This is a genomic window from Moorena sp. (assembly GCF_982860115.1).
Genome location: NZ_CEYLVT010000118.1, coordinates 1 through 22,631, shown reverse-complemented (window position 1 = coordinate 22,631; position 22,631 = coordinate 1). Strand labels below are relative to the sequence as shown.

Below are 22,631 nucleotides of genomic sequence, written 5' to 3'. Positions count from 1 at the left end.
GTGGGGTGTGGGGTGTGGGGTGTGGGTTCCGCTATTCCCCTCCCAGGAGAGGAACAGCGGATCTGGAGAACAGGGAAAAATCCTGTGTACCTGATTAGGCTAGAAACCGCTATAGTCTATCTTGCCTTCGTAAATCAAGATTAATTCTATAGTCTTGACAATTTCAGGATTTAAGAATCCATCCTTTTTTAAATTTCCGGGAACGTTAGTTAGGTCGAAATTAATCACCCAATCCCCAAACCAATTATCTGCTACACTATCATTAATTGAATTATCATTTTGATTAATGATAGGATTTTCTCCAAGAGTAATAGTGGCAAAATCCAAAGGTGATGAGACATTAGGAGCATCAAGTTTAAAGATTATCCCTGTAAGTTTAGCATTTTCGATGTGAGGTGGAATAATCTCAGAAGAGATGGGAAATGTCAACTTTTGCGAATTCCTGTCTGTGTTTAAATTCATAAAAGTATGCCATTCCCCTGGAAATGCTTGTTTGAGGTTAAAATAATAAGCCTCAGAATAGCGTTGTAATGGCTCTAAATTGGTGACATCTTTCCTGAATTTATCCCCTCCATCTAAAGCGGTGTAACTCAAGGTAATAATCACATCGGAAATGGTGTCAAAGTCAATGCGATTAGTTTGTTTAGGTAAACTCAGTTCCCAGGTAGACACTGCACCTGTGCCTTCAAAGGGTAGGTAGCGTTCATCCCTGAAATTCAGTTCAAATAGTCCATTATCGTTAGCACCTCTGGAAATGGCTATTTTTTGATTGCGTCGCCAATTACTTCTGAGAATAGATGTATCGGGTATTTCATCCGTTTCACCAAGTAAAAATTGGACGACCTGAACATCGGGTTTTAGCAGTGTCTTGTTAGAGGTTTGGGTTAAGGTTGCATTGATATTTTGATAAGGCCCCACAACTGCGGGGATGGAAATGGCAATGGTTTTGATTTGACGGCAATAGTGACCAGGGAAGTCGAAGTCAAAAAGTTTTTCACTCAAGGCAAATTCGCATTTACCAGTATCTTTCAATTGTTGGAAAGCTTGGGGATTGAGTTGTAGCAGCGAGATAGTTTTCTCAATTTCTAGGTAGCGAGAATTACCTTCAATATAGGCTTTTTCCAGTTGGTTTAAACCCAACATTAAACTTTCTCCAGCAAGCAATCCTTTATGTAAGCTATCCCAATAGGGACCTTCGATAAAGGTGTCATTTTGATTGAGTTCGTATTGGTAAGCCCTTTGGGCTGCTATGGCCATGTCCAAAGCAATCTTGTAGGTGGGGAAGTAAATAGAAGACAGGCGAGTAACCATCCATTGATATAGTTCTTTGTTGGTAAATTTGCCTTTGAGGAAGTCTTCTATCTCTTTTGCTTGTTCTATGCTCTTCTTGTGAATTTTTAGTTCTTGTTCGGCAATGGCTTGTCGAATCTTTTGGGCTTCTATCTGATATTCGATTTGTTGAAGGTCAATTTCAGCTAATTGCTCCTGAAATTCCCATTCTTCTTCACGACGTTCATAACTGGCGATTTTATCGGCTAACCCAGATCTTTGATTCAGTACATTAGCTATGTTTTGAGATGCTTCGCCCATAGCACGTATAACATCACCAAATTTAGATCCCCCATTGGAGAATCCGAAAATGGTAGGAATTCCCTGAGCCGGAGAGGATGCAAAAAGTAAGCCAGTGGCAGCTAATTGAAAAGTTAATGCCCTGCCCATAAGATCCACGCCAGCTATCTCACCAAAAGACAATCCCTCGTTATTGAGATTGTGATAGTAGTCATACCGATGTTGTGCTGATGCTAGGCTTTCCTTGAGAGAGTTCAAGGTTTCCTTTGCCTCTTCAATTTGCTTTTCTTTGGTATCTGTGACTAGTTGCAGAATAACTTGCTCGTGGGTACTTCTGAGTAAGGACAGTTCTTCAGCATCTTTTTTCTCCAGGGCACTTAATAAAGATGAACCCAGTTGAATCACTGTGGAGATCATGTTTCTGGCTCGCTCCAGCATATAATCAAAGCGATAGTGGGGAACCGTAGGACTTAATTGGGATAAGACAGTGGCAGAAGTTCCCCCTGCTGCAAAGGCACGAACCAGTTGATTGGGGTCTATGGGAGGTTGGAATAAGGCAAGTTGCCTAAACACACCCTCAATACTGAGACTGTGACGAATTTTATAGAGCCTATCTTCGACTCTTTCCCAATATTTCAAAAATTCTTTGTTCTCGCTGACACAGAAGTAAGTGTTAATGTCACTCAGGGCAAGGGTAACTGTTTGAGGGTTATGGGTGCTATTCTCAAGCTCAATTAAAAATTGAGGAATATTACTGGCTTGATATTGTGCTCTGATTTGTTCAACCGTTGTCGGTGGTGGTGTTGGACGCTTACCTAAGCTTTCGGGTTTTTCCCCTAGTAAATCGTAAGCGAGAAGATAGAGGATGGAGGCTTGCGCAATAGACTCCCTGTTATCTTGGGTAAATAGTTGATCGCCCCAGTCCAAAATGTTGTCAATGTATTTCATGACGATCGCTTTTTCATAAGCACCGATTCGCAATTGGGCGATCGCATGGGGGTCGAAAGGTTTGTTATTATAAGCTGCGATCGCTTGGTTATCTCTCAAAAGCTGCTCTAGTTTCTGGGTGCTATTGCCTCGGAAGGGCAGATATTGCCAAAAGCGATCGGAGGGGTGTAACTGGTTATTCTCAGCTTGAGCGGTAGGATTGAAAATGTAGTGATACCATTTCTGGGCTTCTTCAAAGCGTTGATTGGCATTCAGAGTATTAGCGACTAAAAAAGGAATATGGAAAAATATTTCTCGGAAATACATTCCATAGGGACCGTCAAAATCTAATTGAGAGGTGTTAGGAGAAATAACTGAATTTCCAGATCGGAATCGAGTAAAATATAGTTCGGGGAGACTTTGGGATTCTAAACTCAATAACTTATCAATTCCCCCAATCAGGAGTTTTGTACTTAATGAACGAATTGTACTGGTAGTTAATCGTATGAAAGAAAATTCTTGATTTTCCGGTAGTGTAACCGTCTTGTTATATGAAAGGTTTATGGTATCGTTATCACCTGGATCCTCTAAGCTATCACTAATTAGCGGAATAGCTGCCCCTTTAGGAGTAGCGAGAAAAGCTTCGTCTCCGTTATCAAAGATAAACCACCCCGGCTGATTCTTGACGGAACTAACAGAGCTATGAGAATTAGATACGCTTTTCAGTAAAATTTGCTCCTTTTGGCTGTTATTGTCAACTGGTTCATATTTTGAATAATTTTTCCGAATTTGACTTTCACTGAGAGCTTCGTTCCAGATGCGAACTTCGGCAATTTTACCTTTGAAATAATTTCCGTTTGACCAACGCCCTATGAGAACAGGATCATCTCCTCTAAAAGGAGCATGATCGTTTGAGGATTCATCTTTTTCTCCGTTAACAAATATGGCTTGTTCTTCGTTGGACTTACGATAGCGCCATACGAGATAAATCCATTTGTTTTTTTCAAGGTTTTGATTTCCCTGAAGGTCATTGTGATAAAAGCCCATATAAGCTTTCTTGTTCCTGATAATCAACTGAAGACCTTGATTGGTTTCTCTAATATCGGTGCCAAGAATAGATACATCTCCATCAGGAAGCTCATCTGCATTCACCCACGCTTCTACAGTAAAGTCACTATCGGTAATTTTTAATACCGATGCTTTGGGCAATTCCACATATTCTTGCTGGTTTTGAGGCTCCTTTACAGCTTTTTCAGCCGCTTGTACTTCTTTTTCAGCCGCTTGTACTTCTTTTTCAGCCGCTTGTACTTCTTTTTCAGCAGCAGCCTTCGCTTGATCACCCTGCGCTTGTGCCAGCTTTTTCTTCGCTTGTTCGAGGTTCTCTTTCGCTTGTGTCAGCTTTGTGTTCGCTTGTTTGAGGTTCTCTTTCGCCCCAGTTGTACTATTAAGGTGTAATACAGTTATATCTTTGAAAGGATCTTCCTTTGCTTTTATCCATTCAGGGTCTTTTTGACCCTTAAACTCCCCTTTATTATTACCTGCTTCATTTGCTTCATTTTTGATTTCTTTCCCAGAACCATCATTGAGAGGCCAGTAGCCTACAAGTCCTTTGCCAGAGTCACGATTTGTAGAGTCTGCTCCGTAGTTATCATACAAAATATTCTCTGTTTCTCTGAGCTTTAATTGACCTGCCTTCATTATCCCAGTAAACCGGGGTAATTGAGCTGTATTCGATAAGGTTACCGGTTTACTTTCTTGCAGTAAATCAATTGTTATAGTAGTTCCACGGGCTAGGGAATTATAACCGTCTGTTTCCTTCTCCAGATTTCCAAATATCATCAGAATTTTTTCTGTCTCTTCTGAATTTTTATTTGCTTCTTCTGAATTTTTATCAGGGAGAGTTAAGGGATAGACTTTTTCCCAAAGACTTCCTCCCGTATTCTCATCATAGTGTTCAATTACCAGATCTTTAACTAGGGTTTGTGCCTGCACCCAAGTTTTATTGAACTTTTGGAAAGAATACTTGATAGTTGCTTTCGTTTCTGTGGAACTAGACTTGTCTTCCTTCTTCTCTATTTGAGTGGTTTCAACCCAAAAAATAAATAGCTTATTGAAGGCATAACAACCTCGGATGATATCAGCGTTAATCGTCAGTTCAATTTGTTCCCAAGCTGTCCAAGTTGGTTTATTTGCCGTTGGCTTAATGCACTTGCGATAGTAATAGATGTAGGGTTCAGTAATGGTACGCCCAAACAAAAATAATGTGTCTTCTGGGTTTGTGTCACCAACCTGACAACGGTAGCTTTCTACTATTTTTAAATTGGCTAATTCAGCAAATTTTTCAAAGTAATTCCGATAAGCTGTTTCAACGGAATCTACAGAAATCTCTGATTGTAATAACTCCTCTTCGAGTTCTTTAAAAATAGGGGTTTTGTTTTGTCTTAAACTGGGATCGATATAATTTTCGGGATACAAGAAAACTTTACGATTGGCTTCCCAGACCCGATAATTCATCATCCATTGCCACCAAATTTCGGGAATCTCTAGCTTTGTTACACCTGGTTCTAAACCTATACGACAGCGATGTAAATATTGCTGAACGGAAAGGGTTGCTTGTAAGATGTAAGACGTGGAGATAATTCCTGATGTTTCAACATCCATCAGTAAATGTTGAGATAAGTCTCGTAAGTTCGCTTTTTTCTGTTTCCACAAGACAAAACTGGTCAAAGCATCACGCTTGGATTCATTAAGTTTAATTTCGATTTCTTCGTTGATTTTCACCCAGGTTTCCTCATCATAGTTGGCTTGGGTGATTTCGATGATAGTTTGAGCGAGTGTTTTATACTGCTGCCAATTTGCTTCGACAGTTAAATCTTTTAGTTGTAGCAACTTAACCAGGAATGAGAGTTTAATCCCTGTGGAGTTGCTGAATTCAATTTCTTTTTTTAGCTTGATAATCTCTTGCACACAGTTAAAGATATCTAAACCTTTACCAACATTAGCAAGATGAGCAAAAACTGCTTTAGGTTTCCATCCTGTAATCTGGAATAATTCTGAGAGCGCAATGACATGGAAAATATCAGAGATGGTTAAGGGGACCTTAGTAATTGGCTCAATTAGACCAGACAAGGTTTGATAGTGAGTCGGATTAAACTGGAGGTGATATTTCTCTTGGATTTGTTTGATTTTGCTGATTTTAACCAAAAAGTCTCCATTAATGTCTGTCGCCTTATCAGTCACCAACAACCAAGCTAGGGTTTCAAAGGACCAATTTAGTTTTTGAGCGAGGAAAACAAAGCGACGAATTACATCTAATTTTTCTAAGGTTAGATTGCTGATTTTTTTGCTTTTTTCTGGATTCGTTTCTACTACTATCTTCAGGGGTTCGCTGGATGACCAGGCTTGATTGATAGCAGCAATAAGATTTTCTAAGTCTTTCTCCGATAAATCAAGTTGCTCTCGAAAAGTCTCGACATTGGCCAGAAAATCAAGATGGTTTTCTGAGAGATAGGCTAGTCCATAAAATTTGCCTAATTCAACTGGCTTATCAACCAGGGAAGTAGTGATAAAATCATAGTCTTGATGGGAAAGACCGAGACGTTCTGTGATTGGTTTGATTTTCGCGATCGCTTCTAAGATGCCATCATTAATCTTAATGTGCTCAATGGTTTCTGTAGCACCAGAGTTTAATTGAGTTAGTACATGGCTTAGGTCTGCAAAAGACCAATCCAGCTTGTGAGCAAGAGTAATAAAGCGACTTAGATGGTCTAAAACCTGATTACTAAGATTGCCGATTTTTAATTCAGTTGTACATTCATCTATGAAAATTTCCTCAATCACAAGGTATTGGTTTTCTTGTAAAAAGGTAAATTCTGCGGTGGATAGTTTACTTTGTTGGCGGAATGTTTCTAGATCAGTTAATCCCCCAAAATCCTTAGTGGAGATGTCAACACCGTAAAACTGGTTGAGGGCTGCTAAATCCCCGATGGAATCAGAGGTTAAGAACTCATTTTCTTCAGGAGAAAGCCCCAATGCCTCTAGTCGGGTAGCTGCATTGTCAAATGCTTCCTCACGGAGGGAAAAGTAGCGGCTGAAGCGCTCTTCTACATCATTGAATTCTTTAACTAATTGCTTAAACTGACTTAGGTGTCTAACGTCTTCTAAGGTTAGTTTTAGTAAATTGGTGAGATTATAAGCCCCTGGATAGTCAACAATGTTTTTTAGCTCCGTTGCGCTCAGGGATAACTTTTCACTCAGTAGGGATAATCGCAAGCTATAGGTTAAGGTGCTAACTGTGGTTTGCCATTCTCCACTGGCTCTTGATACGGGGGTGAGTAGGCTTTGCCAATAATCGGAATTCTCTGTGGCTTTAGCGCTAGAGTAGAGCAAGGAAGCAACTAAACTTTGGTCAGTTTTCAGGAAAGAAGCCAGTTTTTCTTCTAGTAACTGCTGTTGAGCGTCATAAATTTGGCTGAGTGTTGTTTTGATAAAGTCTCTGGCTGCTTGGGGATTCTCCACTCCATCTAAGTTGAGAGAGTTTAGAGAAGTTGCCAGCTCACGAGTTGAGACAATGCCAATTTGAGGAGTGCTTTGTAGGCTAGTAACAGTTGCAGCTAAGTCACTGCGTGGTTGAGAAAGTTGATGGATGGGACGAATGATTGTGTTAGTCAGAACATCATAGATCTCAACCGTTTTGCTCCAACGGTTCTGGTTGTAACCTCCAGCAAAAATTACCATATTGCCAGCACTAGCTGCTACTAGGGAGCTGCGAGGCTCACTGAGATTTTGGTGTGGTAACCAAGTGCCGGTAGTCGCATCATAAATATCGACTACATCGCTCCAGCCTTGTTCACCGTAACCTCCAGCAAAAATGGCTAGATTACCCACGCTGGTTGCGGCTAAATTTCCCCGTGGCTGAGATAGTTGTTTAGTGACCCATTGCTTTGTGCTGACATCATAAATGTCCACTACGTCACTATAACCATCTTGATTCCAACCTCCGGCAAAAATGGCTAAATTACCGACAGTGGTGGCTGCAATCTGATCACGAGCTACAGATAGCTTATTACTTGCAGTCCATTTTTTCCCTTCTTGCCCATCCCGGTTGTAGATATCAACCACATCACTGAACCCTTCATCACTAAAACCTCCGGCGAAAATTGCCAAGTTGCCTACGGTAGTGGCTGCAAGAGCTGATCTAGCTTGGGAAAGTTTACCTGGTTCTTTGAGCCAGGTTTTTTGACTGCCATCATATATATTGACTGCATCGGTGCGACAGTAGAGGAGATGGCTATATCCCCCAGCAAATATGGCTAAATTACCTACACTGGTGGCTCCTATGGAACTGCGCTGTTTCAAGGAGCGTTCTTGAGTCGTTTCCTCTATGGGTTGGGTACTCCACGTTTTACTAATGGCGTCGAAGATATCAATTACCTCGCCATCTGTATCTTCTTCATCACTATTGTAACCCCCGGCAAAAATTGCCAGTGTTCCCACGCTTGTGGCTGCACCACCTAACCGAGATTGGGAAAGTTGACCGGCATTCTTGGGTGTTAACCATTCTTTTTCATGGGCATCGTAAATATCTACGGTATTACTACCTTGGTCGGTAAGATACTGGTCGTGTCCTCCGGCAAATACGATCAAGCTGCCTACTGTAGTGGCTGCCGAACCAAATTGTGAAGGGAAAGGCTGCTGAGAAACTAATTTAATCTGACCTATTTCAACTAAGCGATCGAAGATGTGGCTTGCTGTTGGTTGGGTAATCTCAATCTCATCATTGAGCAGAGATGCAGGGGTAATTAATAAAGGAGTTGAGAGGAACCACAGGTCTTCTACAAAGTTACGAATTCCCGTTTCTAGGTTATCCCAATTCAGATGGGAGTAGTATTTCTCAATACTCTGGTTCCGGGTTTGATTAACGATGTAGTCAAGTTCAGCAGGTTTTAGTCCAGAGGTTTTTAGCCATTCATTGAGGGATGTGAGTTGAATAAATTTGTCTAAGCTAGGCTGATTGATATCGCTATCATTTAGTTTTAATAGAATCTGATAGTCTTCTAGGCTTAATCTTAGGAGTTTGAGAATTTTAGTGGTGCGGAAAAGTAAGGATAAATTCTCAACGGTTAAGTCAACCTCGGCATCTTCACCCCAAATGGCTTCAGCAATTTCTACCAGTTGATTCTCATTGATTTTCAGAGCCGTAATTAATCGAGTTTGACTAAATTCTTGGTTTTGTGTGGTTTCACTGTCCGTTGCTTGAGCAATTTTCCAGCTAGAAACACTATCTGTATAAAGTGGATTCTCTGGGTAGGTAGGATGATAAATTTGCGCTTCGGTTTTGGCAATGTGGGGATTATTAAAGATACGGTCAAAGAGGGGTTGAGATTTAGGAGCATCCTTTTGACCGACGGTTTTCATGTCGTACCAAAAGCTAGATAAAACATCGAGGGTAAGTTTGTATTTGGTTTGGGCTTGTTTTATTTTAGCTATTTGGGTAATTGTCTCAGTATTAATCTCGGTGCTGTTCAGAGATTTGAGTACCCAATCTAAATCAGTAAATGACCAATTGAGTTTTTTGGCAAGGCGGACAAAGCGATTGATTCTGTCTAATTTTTCAATGGTCATGCTGGCTGCATCACCATTATTGTTGATAAAAAATTTATCTCCTAACCCGTTTTTAAGTTCTTCGTTACTCAGGTTTTGATAGAGAAGTTCGGATATTTCTGGGACTGAAAGTCCTATTTTGCCAAGAATTTCCTGAAACGATTCTTCTTCAAGATTTCCCTTGTCATTTACTTGAATAGTTTCAACTCCATATAATTGGCTGAGTTTATCTGCTTCACTTTCTAAGGTGGTGATGATTTGATACTCTTCATCAGAAAGTCCTAACTCTTCTCTAGCTACTTTTTCTTCTCTAGCTACCTTTTCTTCCTCTGCATCAAAGGTTTTATAGATAGAGGCGAGATTGGTTTTGCGATTATCTAGATAGCTGCGAATTTGTTCCAGGGGAAAATTAAAAGGTAAGTTAAAGGGATAAGTTGCTGTTGCTAGGGTTTTGAGAGCATCATCTCCTTCAATTTGTTTTTCGAGAATAGTGTTGATGATTTGTAAGGATGGTACTAAATCATTGGTATTCTCACAAGTTAAGTCTATTTTTGCTAAGTCGGGACGGCGTTCATCAAGTTTTAATCCTTCAGGTATGGTAGGAATTAAACTTGACATTATTTGCTGTATAAGTAAACTTTTTTGACCGTTATTTACATCTGTGCTAAATGCCTCTAATTGCTCGGCAAGTTGTGGATCGGGTAAAAAGTCTTTCCTTTCAATGACTATTTTTTCATTTTCATCAAAAATGCGCACATGATAGAAGTCACCAGCTTCCTTAGTTTCCTCCAATAAAACCGGACTCTTAACTGTTTGAGGAAGGTCATCTTCACTCTTCTTAAGGGTGATATTATACTCTTTAGCTTTAGCTATTTTAGCTTCAGCTATTTTATTCGGCTCTGTAATATATTGGTCAACAACCCTGATTAAATCAACAAAGTAGGCTGCTGGACTGTAAATTGAGTGGCAATGTTCGCAATCAAAATAGTCCAAATCCCCGAACATTTCTTGATAGCTGGGAATATTTTCAAATTCATTGATAATATCGTCATTGTCACTGTCGGCGATCGCGCTTACTCGCATAGCCCGAAAATAGGGGGAGGCTACGGTATCTTTGATATTTGCCCACAGCAGCATGGTTTTACCTTTAATGGCTGTGGCATTTTGATGAATTTCTTTGGCAGTTTCTGCTTTGTTGGTAGTTGCTTTTTTAGGCAGTCGCAACTTGCTAAATTTCTGGACAAATTCCTCTTCTGTCATTGCAGCGATTTGATGAGCAGAATCCCAGCTTTTACTGAGTAAAGCTTTGGCAATTTTAGGGTTATCATTCAGTCGCAATAATCGCTGGTATTTTTTTAATAGCTCTAAAGTTGTTTCCCGCTCTAAGTTGTCCCACTTTAATTTGTCAGCTTGACCATTGCGAAAATTAAACTGAAGGATATCAAAATCGGGGTTTTGCTTGTAAAAGGAATTAAGGTTATTGTCTGATATTTTAATAGTTGACATTTTAGTTTCCTGGTTTTTGTTAATTGAATTGTTCTAATTTGGTAATGTCTGGCTTAATTCCCCTCCTGGGAGGGGTTAGGAGGTGGGTTTGGTTTGGGGTTGATTTCGGTGCGTTACACTGTCGTTAACGCACCCTACAAGATGGGCGATTGGCCGTAGGCCACGCTACGCGATCGCACTCCGATCCTTCGATTGATAAGACAAGGGAGGAATGTGTTGGGTTTCATTCCTCAACCCAACCTACAAGATCAGAGATCGCACTTCACCACAAAGTATCGACATCGTAGTAAGTAAAAGCAATATCATTAGTCAAGATTACAATTTTTTCCAATTGAGTTTGAGCAATTAACATCCGATCAAAAGGATCTTTATGATGCAGAGGAAGAGCAGCAGCTTTGAGTGCATGAGATGCTGTAATATACAAAGTATTTATTCCGTCCATTTGCATTTGTTGAGGAATAATAATTTCTGGTGTTTGGGGTAATTTTAACTTGCTCGCTTTGTATTTAATGCCGATTTCCCAGATACTAGCTACAGATAACAAAAGTTCGTTATCGAAGGCAATAATCGCTTCTTGGGCTGTTTTGCTCAATCTTTCTGGTTCAACTAACCACCACAACCAACAGTGAGTATCCAGTAATAATCTCAATCTTCTTCTCCTTCAAATAAGCGAATCAAATCTTTGTCAGGTTGGTTGAAATCATCAGGTACAGTAAATTGACCACGTAAACGTCCTGGAAGACGCTTTGAGAGTTGAGATTCTTGATACTGACTCAATAATGCTACTGGTTTTCCTTGATTGGCAATGACGATCTTTTCTCCCTGTTGCACTCGGACTAAAAGTTGCGAAAGTTGTGTTTTAGCTTGGTCAATATTGATTACTTCCATCTTCTTTATACTTAGTTGAATAAACTAGAGTAACTATAACAACATTTTAGAGGAAATAGTTTATTTGTTTGATTTCTTTTCCTTAACCCAACCTACAAGATCAGGCGATTGGCCGTAGGCCACGCTACGCGAGCGCACTTTAGAAGCGATCAAGATTGGGATCTGAGATTTTTATAGTTGACATTTTACTTTCCTCGTTTTTGTTAATTGAATTGTTCTGATTTAGTGATGTCTGGCTTAATTTGGGTTTGATTTCGGTGCGTTAACGACAGTGTAACGCACCCTACAAGAGCGGGCGATCGCACTACCCCTGTGAGCCCTCTTATTCCCCTCCTCTGCGGAATTCCCAAAATCTAGAGCGATCTTCAGGAATGGGGTCTGGTAACTGATATAATTCAATATTTTCTCTATCGACTATCTCTTTGTAGCCAGGATGGACAAGAACGCTTTCTTGACCTGGTATTACTTGAGATACATCAAGCCAGATCGCACCGCGCATACTATTGTGTTTATCATATTTACCTTGAAAACCAATTGTTAAATATGGCAAAGTTAAATTTGAATTGTTCTTTACTTTAATTATGAGATTGTTATCGTCTGTAAACCCAATTAATTCCCAGGTAATTTTTTTTCTGGCTTGAATTATTTGTTCTTCTTCTGATGAAAATGGTTTTGGTCCATTTATGATTTCTTCCCATTCTTCTTCACTATAAGAATCTCGTGCATCTTCAGCTCTTATAGTTATCCATTCTTCAAAACTATTAGCTATTTTTTCTAGACCTTCATCCGCCCACTCAAATACAGGCGAATCGCTCCCTTTAGCAAGAAGAGAATATTTAAAATAAGCTTTTGAATCATCATAATGTCCTATAATTAAAAGTGTTTCTCCGCTCTTGAATTTTATAGTCTCTGGGCTACTCAAAACCCCTATTTGATAGGAGTAACCACCTTCTCCATAAAGTTTTGCCAAACCATATTTTGATACAAAAGCAATATAAGAAGGAGGTAATAATGAAAAGCTTTCTGCTGGTAGAGAAAGAAGCTCATCTTTTTTGTGAATATCAATCACGTGAAAATTTTTCGTATTAATTGTAGCAATTTCTTCGTCTAACCATTCGTACATAGTCTTGTATATCCTTTAAAAATTTATTGTGTGGCCAATCAATAATTTTATTAAATATCTTAGGTTACTGAGTTTTTCCTGTTCTTCTAGCTCCAAATCTTTGTTGATCTGTTAGTCCAGTCTTTGGGTCTTTAACCATGTGTTCAGTATTAGGATCTCCAAAGGCAGGTTCAACATACATAGGATCTCCTCCATCAGCAAGAGGTCTTATATGAGAAGTTCGTGCCGGTTTATCAGTGCCCCGATCTACGGGCCATAATTGTCCGACTCTTTCTTCCCAAGCTTTTTTAGCTTTTGCTTTGTGATTTTTAAAATAATTCCGCGCCCGCATAACCTCCTCAGGTGTCCGAACTTCTCCTGGAGGCAATTCGCGTATAATTCTAGGGTCTGTGATTCTTGGTTTAGGCTTACCTTTACTTGCTTGTCCTCCTCTAGCTCCAAATCTTTGTTGATCTGTTAGTCCAGTCTTTGGGTCTTTAACCATGTGTTCAGTATTAGGATCTCCAAAGGCAGGTTCAACATACATAGGATCTCCTCCATCAGCAAGAGGTCTTATATGAGAAGTTCGTGCCGGTTTATCAGTGCCCCGATCTACGGGCCATAATTGTCCGACTCTTTCTTCCCAAGCTTTTTTAGCTTTTGCTTTGTGATTTTTAAAATAACTCCGCGCCCGCATAACCTCCTCAGGTGTCCGAACTTCTCCTTGAGGCAATGCGCCTATAATTCTAGGGTCTGTGATTCTTCTTGGTCGGCTAGATAAATTTATCGATGATGTACTCATAGGATTACTTGCTAGAGCTGAGAGCCGTGTACTCGCTGGTCTAGCTCGCGTTAAAAAAAGTCTTAGTAGTTTTCCTTTTTCATCGAAAAAAGTTATGGGATTACCCCCCACAAACCCATACAAATTCAACCCATCCACAGTACCCGCAGGATCAGGCTTCAACCACCTTCCCAACCAAGGCGCATAATACCTCGCTCCGTAATAATAAAGCCCAGTGCTATCATCTCTTTCCTTCCCGCTATAGCGATATTCCTTTAGCTTCACCTCCTGCTGATTCTTACCCGCAATAAACGCCGTTCCCCCATAGGGAAAATACTCCTCATAACTGATAATCTGGGCATCATCATCCACTTCCAAAGCAACAGAACCCAGGTGATTATCCAGTTGATAACGCCACTGATTTCCCCTCCTGGGAGGGGTCAGGGGTGGGTTCCTCCGGTTCCCCTCCTGGGAGGGGTTAGGGGTGGGTTCCTCCCAATAATGGAAAATTGCCACACAGGTTTCATCATCCATTACTCTCAAAGTTTGCCGTTTAAGGATAGTTATTTCACCATTTGGGGTTTGATTATGCAAGCGTTTGACTTCATAATTACCCAAATATATTTTTGATTCCTTCTGAATTACAGCACCACCATTTACCAAACGCTCCGACACCTTGCGAGTTCGCATTTCCCCACTATCATAGGTATAATAATCACTATCATCGGGCAAATCTGAACGTTGGATAATTCGAGCTTTAACTAAATTTTCACAGCAATTAAACGTCAAGCTCACTGTACTATTACCATTAAGCTGTTGCTGATTTCCGGAACGGTCATAAGTAATAGGCAGGGAATCAGTAAACCCATTCTTACTGCTAACAGTTTTTAACCGATTGGAATCCGGCATAATTTCCTGAGTGCGCGTCCAGGAATTGGATGCAGTATGGGTAGTTTTAATTAAATTGCCCCCATCATCATAGGTATAACTTTCCCGATACTGTTCCAACGCATTACTATCACTCAGCGGGACAAACTTACTCTGCTTAAAGTCCCCATCTTGGTCATTATTGTTATACGTTCTTGCATTAATTCCCGGATGCTGCCTGCCATTGGCTTTAATCAAACGGTATAGGGCATCATAAGTATAGTCAGAAAGGGGTTCTACCTTTTGATTGTTGTAGAAAACCGTTTCATAAGTATTATCCTTGAGACGAGTAATATTCCCCACCGGGTCATAGGTATAGACGATATCCTGAATCACAGACTTGCGTTCTTGACCGTTGCGATCGCGATTCGACCTGGTACTATACAGCTTAATTAAACGCCAAGTTGTCTCTTCGTAGCTATAACTTGTCTTCACCCCATTGCCATAGGAGACAGCAACCCTTTGACCTTTAGCATCGTATTCAATGTTCTTGATAATGGGCTGTAATGTGCCATCTGGTAATGTTACTGTAATCTTTTCTAACAACCCTAAGCGATTGTAACTATTGGTAGTGATAGAACCATCAGGAATAGTCTCAGCGATTAACTGTTGGATCCCATTAAAAGCAAAACTGCTGGTATAACTTTCGTCTTCCAACTCTACGGTATCATCCCAGTTTACATAATCCTGGTAATTTTTATTTAACTGCCGAGTTGTTTCTAAACTATTTCCTTGGAGATTGTATGTGCTGTTAGTAATTACTCCAGATTGGTCGCGCAGTTGATAAAGTTGTCCTCGCAAATTAAAGTCTTCGGCATTGGGTTGGCTTTCCCCATAAATGAATGTTTCAACTACATTATCAGTAGCAACAGTTCCATCATTCTTGATACCTTTAGTTCTAATTTTGACCTTTCGTTGCAACTCATCATAATAAATTACCTGGTCGAAATTCCTGGGACTGCGATTCCATAAATGGTTACCCATAGCATTATCTAAACTGAGGTTAACTCCCCCATCGGTACTGTCAGTAACCAAAGGATTTACTGGTTCTTCTTCACTACCTACTCTCAGCCCATAACGATATCGGAAATTATAATAAGCTGTCCCCTGAGTCAGATTAGAAGCATAGAGTCGAGGATCGATAGATTCAATTAACCGTCCTTGAATATCATAGTTATAGTAAGACGTTAAGCCATTGTCATTTACTAGAAAAGCCCTACCCAAACTATCGAAAACCCTAATTACAGGAGTATCATAAAATACCGCCGCCTTCTCCAAAGCATCTTTTTCATTGCGTTGCGCTTCGGTAGGATTAGTTGGATAATTTTCCAGGAAATTTTTATAGAAACTGGAATCTTTTACCGTATCATTTTCATCGTAATTCTTTTCTTCCCAAGGGTTAAACTCAACCTTACTGAAAAATCCCTTGGCAGTTTCCGTGCGAATTACTCGTTCGAGGGGGTCATAATATAGAGTATCAGATACCCCAAACTGATTAAGGGTTTCATTATCCACATATTCATAGGTATTGAGATAATAAGGCTCATATTGCTTAACGGGATTACCCTTATTGTTATAAACTGTGCGACCAGACGTTAACCAGCGCTCCTCCGAATTTCCCCTCCTGGGAGGGGTTAGGGGTGGGTTAGGTTGGGTTAGGTCAAAGGCCAGTCCACCCTCCACCTTCACCTTACTTTGTAACTCCCTACCAAACCCATCACTATAGGAAATATTGGTTAGGATTCGAGCATTACCATTATTAGGATAATCTTCCGCAATTAAATTAACAGCATGAACAGGAACATTATTTTCTTTCCAGGCAAACAAATCGTAATAAAAATAGCTAGCAGCACCCTGTAAATAATCCTGGGAATTCGCCATCAATTCTGCTAAGTTAGGCAACTCCTTAACCTGATAGTCTTCCAGTGGTTCAAAACCCTGAGACTCCCCATTTTCAGTTCCATAAAAAGAGGTAACAACTACCATCCCCATGGGGTCAAACAGCACCTCAGAAATATTTTGATTAATATCCCGGATTCGCTGGGTTTGAAGCGTCTGATAATCGACCTTTTCCACCACCATCTCATTACTTAAAGCATCCGTAACCTTTACGGTCAGCAAATTATAAGCGTCATAGTCGTAAGTAGTAGCATTCCCAAAGGGGTCGATTGTCGCTTTCGGTAAAAAGAATTTGTCTGCACTATTATAAGTTTGGGTTAATCCTGGATTCCACCAATAATTCTCCTTAAGCTGATATCCCCCTTCTGTTGAAAGTAAATTTTCCAATTGGTCTTGATTTAAGGCGCTGGTAAATGCCTCTTGAACCTGTTCTTTATCAAATTCAGCAACTTCAGTTTGATAGAGCAAAGCTTCCGGACTAACTTCTCCCAATGGCAAGGATTTTTCTTGTTCCGGCGACCAATAATAATGACGTTGCCAAGTCAATAACCGAGACGCATCAGACTCTAAAACCTGCTCTAAATAATCATCAACTTCCGCGAAAATAAAATATGCTTCTCCTGAGTTTAACGTGAGATTAGTAATTTCATAACTCTTATTTTCTAGAGGAACACCAAGTAAATTAATATCTTCTCCGGTGATATTAATAAACCGATTATCCTCACTGACAACCTTCAAACTTAATTGCTCAGGGTGTATCTTGTTCCCCTCCTCGGAGGGGTTAGGGGTGGGTTGTCTCCTGCCATAAGCCACCGTACAAGAACGAAGCACATTCCCATAGTCATCCACCTTCAAAACAAATTGATGACTAATGCGCGGATCGTCAGCATTACGTTCATACTGATAGCTTAGAGTTTCCCTAGGCTCAACAAAATAAACCCCATATTTATTCTCCCCTTTCCCTTGTAATAACTTGACGTGATAATTTGTTTCAGTCACAGCATAGGGTTTATCTTCCAAGTCAGAACCATCTAACCCATAAACCTCTTCCCTTAGCACCATTCCTTTTAACGTCCAGTACGCTTGACGACTGGTTTCCGCATCCACTTCCCCGTGCAAATCTGCAAAGATACTATCGGGGAATTGATAAGCTTGACTATCCCCCTGAAAATACTCCTTTTCATACTGGCGAGACAAAGAACCATAACGCTGCCAAGCTCCGGTATGATACCAAGTTTTTGTTAATATCGGCGGTACATAAAAATCTTTCCCATCCTGCTCCCCCCTTACTAAGGCTTCCTCTTGCTCCCCCCTTACTAAGGCTACCTCTTGCTCCCCCCTTACTAAGGGGGGCTGGGGGGGATCATCTTTCAACAAATCCTCTAAGGTTTCCGCATCCCTGCGCTCAACCAATCCAAAACCGCGAAATTCCCGCTCAACCCCATCATAATAACCGTGATGATAAGCATAGGAACTGACCATTTTGGAACCGGAAATCAGGTCAAAACTTTCCGTCTTCTCCACCACCTGCACCGGAAACGGTAAATTAACAATCCAAGGGTTACCCTTCTTTTTATCTTCCAGGTAAAACTTAGTGGAACTGCAATAGGTAATAGTGGATTTTGACCCCAGATTGTTATTAATCTCGTTTAACAAATAGGGTTTGCGACGCTGACAAAAATCGTAACACCAGTGGCGGGGTTTTATATGGTTGTCGCTAAATACCAAACAAGTTGTACCATTGCCATAGACATCCGCAAAACGAATTTGATTTAACTGTTCCCACTTACTCGGTAAATAAATAGTTATCGGTTCACTAAAACTATTCCCACTTTGGTTAAACCAGATCTGCACCCGGTCAGAATGGACATAAATCAAGTCAGCCGTACCAGAACCATCCAAATCTGCGAGAAATAACCGTGAAGCGTCCATCTGCTTGCCAAAACGGGGAGCATGATCCAACAGCACCCGCTGACCAAACTTCCCATAGCCTAAACTTGGCCAGCACTCCACCATGCCATTAGTAACGCGCACCAAGTGCTGCATCCCAGTGCCAAATATATCCGTAAATTGCCAAATTTCCGACTCTGACCCCTTCCGAACCAAAGGAATGTCATTTTTCTTATTTCGACTGAATGGGCTACCAAAGCCTTCTTTACCTTTACCTGGATAAATCCAAATGCGATCGCTATCCATCCGCAAAATATCTGTTAAGCCATCCCCTGTCATATCCAACAGTTGATTTTCTGGGTTGTTAAAGTCGGTGGGAAACGAAGGAAATGTCTGGAAACTCTGCCAAGTGCGATCGCTATTCGCCTCATAATACCCAGTAGTCGTTCCCCTACTCACCACCAAATTCATTTGACCATTACCTGTCAAATCCATCAATCGCTGAGTCGCCCCCTGGACATTGCGTTCAATGGGGAAAGCTTGGGGAGTTTGGGGTGGACTATAGCTGACTGCGGCTCCATCCTTTCCGTTGTCCTTGGCTTCCGGCTCCCAATAAAGAGTGGTTTTACCGTCACTGTAGAGAATACCCGGAATACCTTCCCCATATAAATCAATCAGAGAATAATTCGGAGGTAAATCTATACCGGGTAAAAACTCACCCTTTTCTGACAACAGAGGCTCAAAGGCATGATTTGTTGGTTTAAATTCCGTATAGTTAAACTCCAAAGGCGGCAAACTTTTGGTTTGATATTTGCCATTATCATAGCTATAGCCAACAGATTCAACCCCACTCATCAGGCTAACTATAGGTGTTTCATCATAGGAGAAACGAGTCCCATTAACAAGGATAGGTTCACTACCAAATTCTGCTTCAAAGCGATGGAACATCAAGATGCTGCGACACAGCCGATGGGTGCGGATTTCAAACCCAGCATGGTAAGTAGAAAACGAATCTTGGCGATTAGTCCACGATTGAACTGGACGATAGGGGGTGTCGGAGTCAAGATTATACTCGCCATAATCAAACACCACTTCAAACAACCATTGTTCTGCCTGATTTTGCCCTTCCTGAAAGGGAGTAACATTCCCGTACTTGATTCGTTCAATATATTTATTAGCAGTTTGGCTGCGGTTGATCTCACAAAGGTCATTTGGTACGTTATCTATATTTTCTGACTTGTATTCATAGACAACGCGATCGCCTGATGCATTAAACGTTTCTGATAGCAGCCATTCAAAGATATGACGAGGCTTTTCTGGAGCAAAGATTCTACTATTCTCGGTTTTGCCAAAAATACTAGTAACATTATCACTACTGACTACCCGCCAAAAAGAATCTCCCTCCGGTGCAATCCACTGTTCAATCTGGGCAAATAATCCTTCCGTGCGGGGACGATAAGAGATAACCGTGTATTTAATATTGTTTGCGATCGCCTCTCGCTTACCCCCTACAATCGGAACTAAATCGTCTCCATTAAAAATTATAAAAGTATCAGAGCCATCGTATTGTGGCAGTCCTTTTGAGGTTTTGCGAGAAATATTCGGGATAGAAAGATTGAACCCCAAACCAAAGCTTCCGTTTCCACTACCAGAACTGTAATCAACGCTAATTTTTGGCTCAAATCCGCGACAGGAGGAGGTTCCAATCGGAATAGATAGGGAAGCGGTTCCAGTGAATTCTGAAGCTTGAAATGTTTCTCCTATACCTTGGATTGCTCCTCCACCTTTGGGGAGAGAAAGCTGAGTCGCGGTGATTTGGTTTTCCATAGCGGTAAGCCTTAGAGTTTAGGCATTGTAGTCTTGAGCGTGATACTGATTTTAATGTTGTCCTGGAACTTGCAATACACAGGTATTCTAGTATTTGTAAGCCATGGATTTTACCTTTTACTGTAATGAATTTCAATCAATATATTTATAGAATCTCAGATTTAACCTGGCTTGACAGTACCCTTGAGGGTACCTTTTCAGCAGCTGATCATTGTCTTGATGCAGTCGCTCATGGGGGGAACCCCCAAGCTCATAAGGGTAGGTTTTTTACAAAGACGTCAGGTGTGGGGTGTGGGGTGTGGGGTGTGGGGTGTGGGGGTACAGACAAGCGATGGCATAACCTGAGGGGGTGACAACCAGGCTAAAAATGGCTTGGAGTAAGCTTTGGAGTGATGCTATTCCCAAAAAAGGGAGCAGATAAGCGGAATGTCGAACTTGCTAACCTTGGCCAAAAGGCCACGCTACGCGAACAACTTGATAACTTAATAACCTTGGCCAAAAGGCCACGCTACGCGAACAACTTTATAACTTGCCAACCTTGGCTAAAAGGCCACGCTACGCGAACAACTTACCAACTTGCCAACTCTTCCTTATATCCCATGACTTTTTCCAATTACCCAATGACGGCGGAAAAAACGGGAAAGAGCAGACTCTTTTAAGGATAAATAAATGGGACGCCCGTGGGGACAAGTGCGAGGGTTTCTAGTCTTTTTCCACTGATCTAATAACTGCTGCATTTGTGATAAACTTAGGGGGATACCATTGCGAATTGCACTGCGGCAGGCAGTTGCGACTTGAGCGGTTTGTAAGTCTCCTCCTAAACTAAGTTCTAATAGGGCTTTGGCACAATCGTCTCGCTCGCGCAACAGTTCTGGTGCATTCCGTACTGCCCACAATTCTTCTCCAAAGGGGTCAATTTCTAAACCAATCCGCTGTAGTTGTTCCACCTGGCTAGGAGATAACTGCTGGAGAATGATGGGAGGTTCTAAGGGGACTAACTGCCAGCGATCGCATAATTGTTCATACAACACCCGTTCATGGGCAATGTGCTGTTCAATTAACCAAATACCGGTGGGATGCTCGGCTACGATATACATATTATGAAGCTGAGCCACGGCTCGCAGTTGGATTAGCCCAATATCATCGGTTTTGCTATCAGTTTTGTCAGTAATTTCTTGAGTGGCTGCTATCCCTTGAATTGAACGACTGGTGGTGTAACCTCCTCTAGCTTCCGATGTTTTGAGTAACTGTTTTACCCTGTTCGAGTGAATGGTTTCTGGAAGATTAGCTGGAGTGATTCGCAAGGCGTGCTCGATAGCTTCAGCAACTTGCTGTTGCCAGTAAGATACCGAGTGTAAGTAAATTTCGGTCTTGGCTGGATGACGATTCCAGTCGATTTGACTCGGACAAATCCGCAGGTGCAGGAAACAAATGGGATAGCGGTCGCGAGGCAAGGTTCGAGCTAATGCTGTGATCATGGTTTGTTCCAATTCATGCGATCGCACAATTCGTCCATTAGTCGCTACCTTTACCCAGTCTGCACGTCTGCGATGGCATCGGTCCGGTAATCCTAACACTAGCTCCATCAAACCATTTCCGACATTTCCCTTGGTGGTTTTATCCTGTTCTTGTTCTGTTGCGGAATCCGGTATGGGCACTTCTACGGTTAGGGGCTGCAAATCACTTTCCTTTAACTGCTTGATAATTTGAGGCAGAATCTGTTGGGCAGTATGACCAGGACAAAGATTAAACCATGGACGTCCATTTTGCTCCACTTGCCAGCTCACCCTAGGATGACACAGAGCATGTTGATGAATAATGGTTTGGACAGCACGCAACTGTTGTGCCATCGCCGGTAAACCCTGACGACGCACGGGGAGCTTACCAAATAAGTTAGACACTATCACAATCGTACCGGGTGCGATCGCAGCAGTTTCAATCTGACGCAGTTCACCTTGGGAATTATAAATTACTCGCCACCCCTGACTATTTCCTGGACATCGGCTCAAAATTTCTAACTCTGCCACAGCCGCCAAACTATGCAACGCTTCCCCACGAAATCCCAAACTAGTAATCTTCCACAGATCATCACTACTACAGATTTTGCTAGTACTGTGGGCAAAAGCCGCTTTTTGTAAATTCTTTACCTCCATCCCTGTGCCATTATCTGCCACTCGTACCCGCCATTGCTCAGTCCACAGGGAAACAGTAATCCGAGTTGCCCCAGCATCAAGGGAATTTTCGATCAGTTCTCGCACCACTGCGGCTATTGAATCAATCACTTCCCCAGCAGCAATTAGATGAACTACGTTTTTAGGTAGGGTTTGAATAATCATTTCAGGGAATCGGGAATTGGGAATCGGGAGTAGGGAATCGGGAGTAGGGAATCGGGAATCGGGAATCGGGAATCGGTAAATAGGCAAAAGGCAAAATGCAAGCTAGCAATAGTAGGAAATAGAGCCAATGATTTTTTTGTTTTATGAGAAATCAGCATTTAGTTTAATGATAGATTTTTCCATGCTACAGTTAATTTTAAAAAAGTTTTATCCACAAGACAAATAACAATAAATCATATTACCATAAATAATGTAATTAAAAATGTGATTAAACCGATTGATAGCGTTTATCGTACTTATGATATACAGTTAAGTTTATTCCCCCGATTCCCGATTCCCGATTCCCGATTCCCGATTCCCGATTCCCGATTCCCGA

At 41.3% G+C, this 22,631-nt stretch carries 7 protein-coding genes; all 7 read right to left on the bottom strand.

Annotated features, from left to right (window positions below):
- Positions 1–99 precede the first annotated feature (99 nt).
- The 7 genes from AC4II3_RS19535 to AC4II3_RS19505 all read right to left on the bottom strand — a co-directional run bounded on the left by AC4II3_RS19535 (position 100) and on the right by AC4II3_RS19505 (position 22,413).
- The gene (locus tag AC4II3_RS19535; protein WP_488029475.1) at positions 100–10,605 is read right to left on the bottom strand and encodes a Tc toxin subunit A-related protein; all 10,506 of its coding nucleotides are present in this window, start codon (positions 10,603–10,605) and stop codon (positions 100–102) included.
- Positions 10,606–10,867: 262 nt separating this feature from the next.
- Positions 10,868–11,254 carry a type II toxin-antitoxin system VapC family toxin gene (locus tag AC4II3_RS19530; RefSeq protein WP_488011584.1) on the bottom strand — a complete coding sequence of 129 codons (387 nt, stop codon included), beginning with the start codon at positions 11,252–11,254 and terminating at the stop codon, positions 10,868–10,870.
- Positions 11,251–11,493, bottom strand: a complete 243-nt coding sequence (locus tag AC4II3_RS19525) for a type II toxin-antitoxin system Phd/YefM family antitoxin (protein ID WP_293040627.1) — start codon at positions 11,491–11,493, stop codon at positions 11,251–11,253. The genes AC4II3_RS19530 and AC4II3_RS19525 overlap by 4 nt, the downstream gene beginning before the upstream one ends.
- Before the next feature lie 322 nt (positions 11,494–11,815).
- Complete coding sequence (locus AC4II3_RS19520) at positions 11,816–12,616, bottom strand: SMI1/KNR4 family protein (RefSeq protein ID WP_488011581.1); 801 nt, start codon at positions 12,614–12,616, stop codon at positions 11,816–11,818.
- A gap of 64 nt (positions 12,617–12,680) precedes the next feature.
- The gene (locus AC4II3_RS19515) at positions 12,681–19,919 is read right to left on the bottom strand and encodes a SpvB/TcaC N-terminal domain-containing protein (protein ID WP_488011579.1); all 7,239 of its coding nucleotides are present in this window, start codon (positions 19,917–19,919) and stop codon (positions 12,681–12,683) included.
- A 590-nt stretch (positions 19,920–20,509) separates the two neighbouring features.
- Positions 20,510–22,255, bottom strand: coding sequence for a DNA mismatch repair endonuclease MutL (mutL, locus tag AC4II3_RS19510; RefSeq protein ID WP_488016815.1), 1,746 nt, complete (start codon positions 22,253–22,255; stop codon positions 20,510–20,512).
- Positions 22,252–22,413, bottom strand: coding sequence for a hypothetical protein (locus AC4II3_RS19505; RefSeq protein WP_488016813.1), 162 nt, complete (start codon positions 22,411–22,413; stop codon positions 22,252–22,254). The genes mutL and AC4II3_RS19505 overlap by 4 nt, the downstream gene beginning before the upstream one ends.
- Positions 22,414–22,631 lie beyond the last annotated feature (218 nt).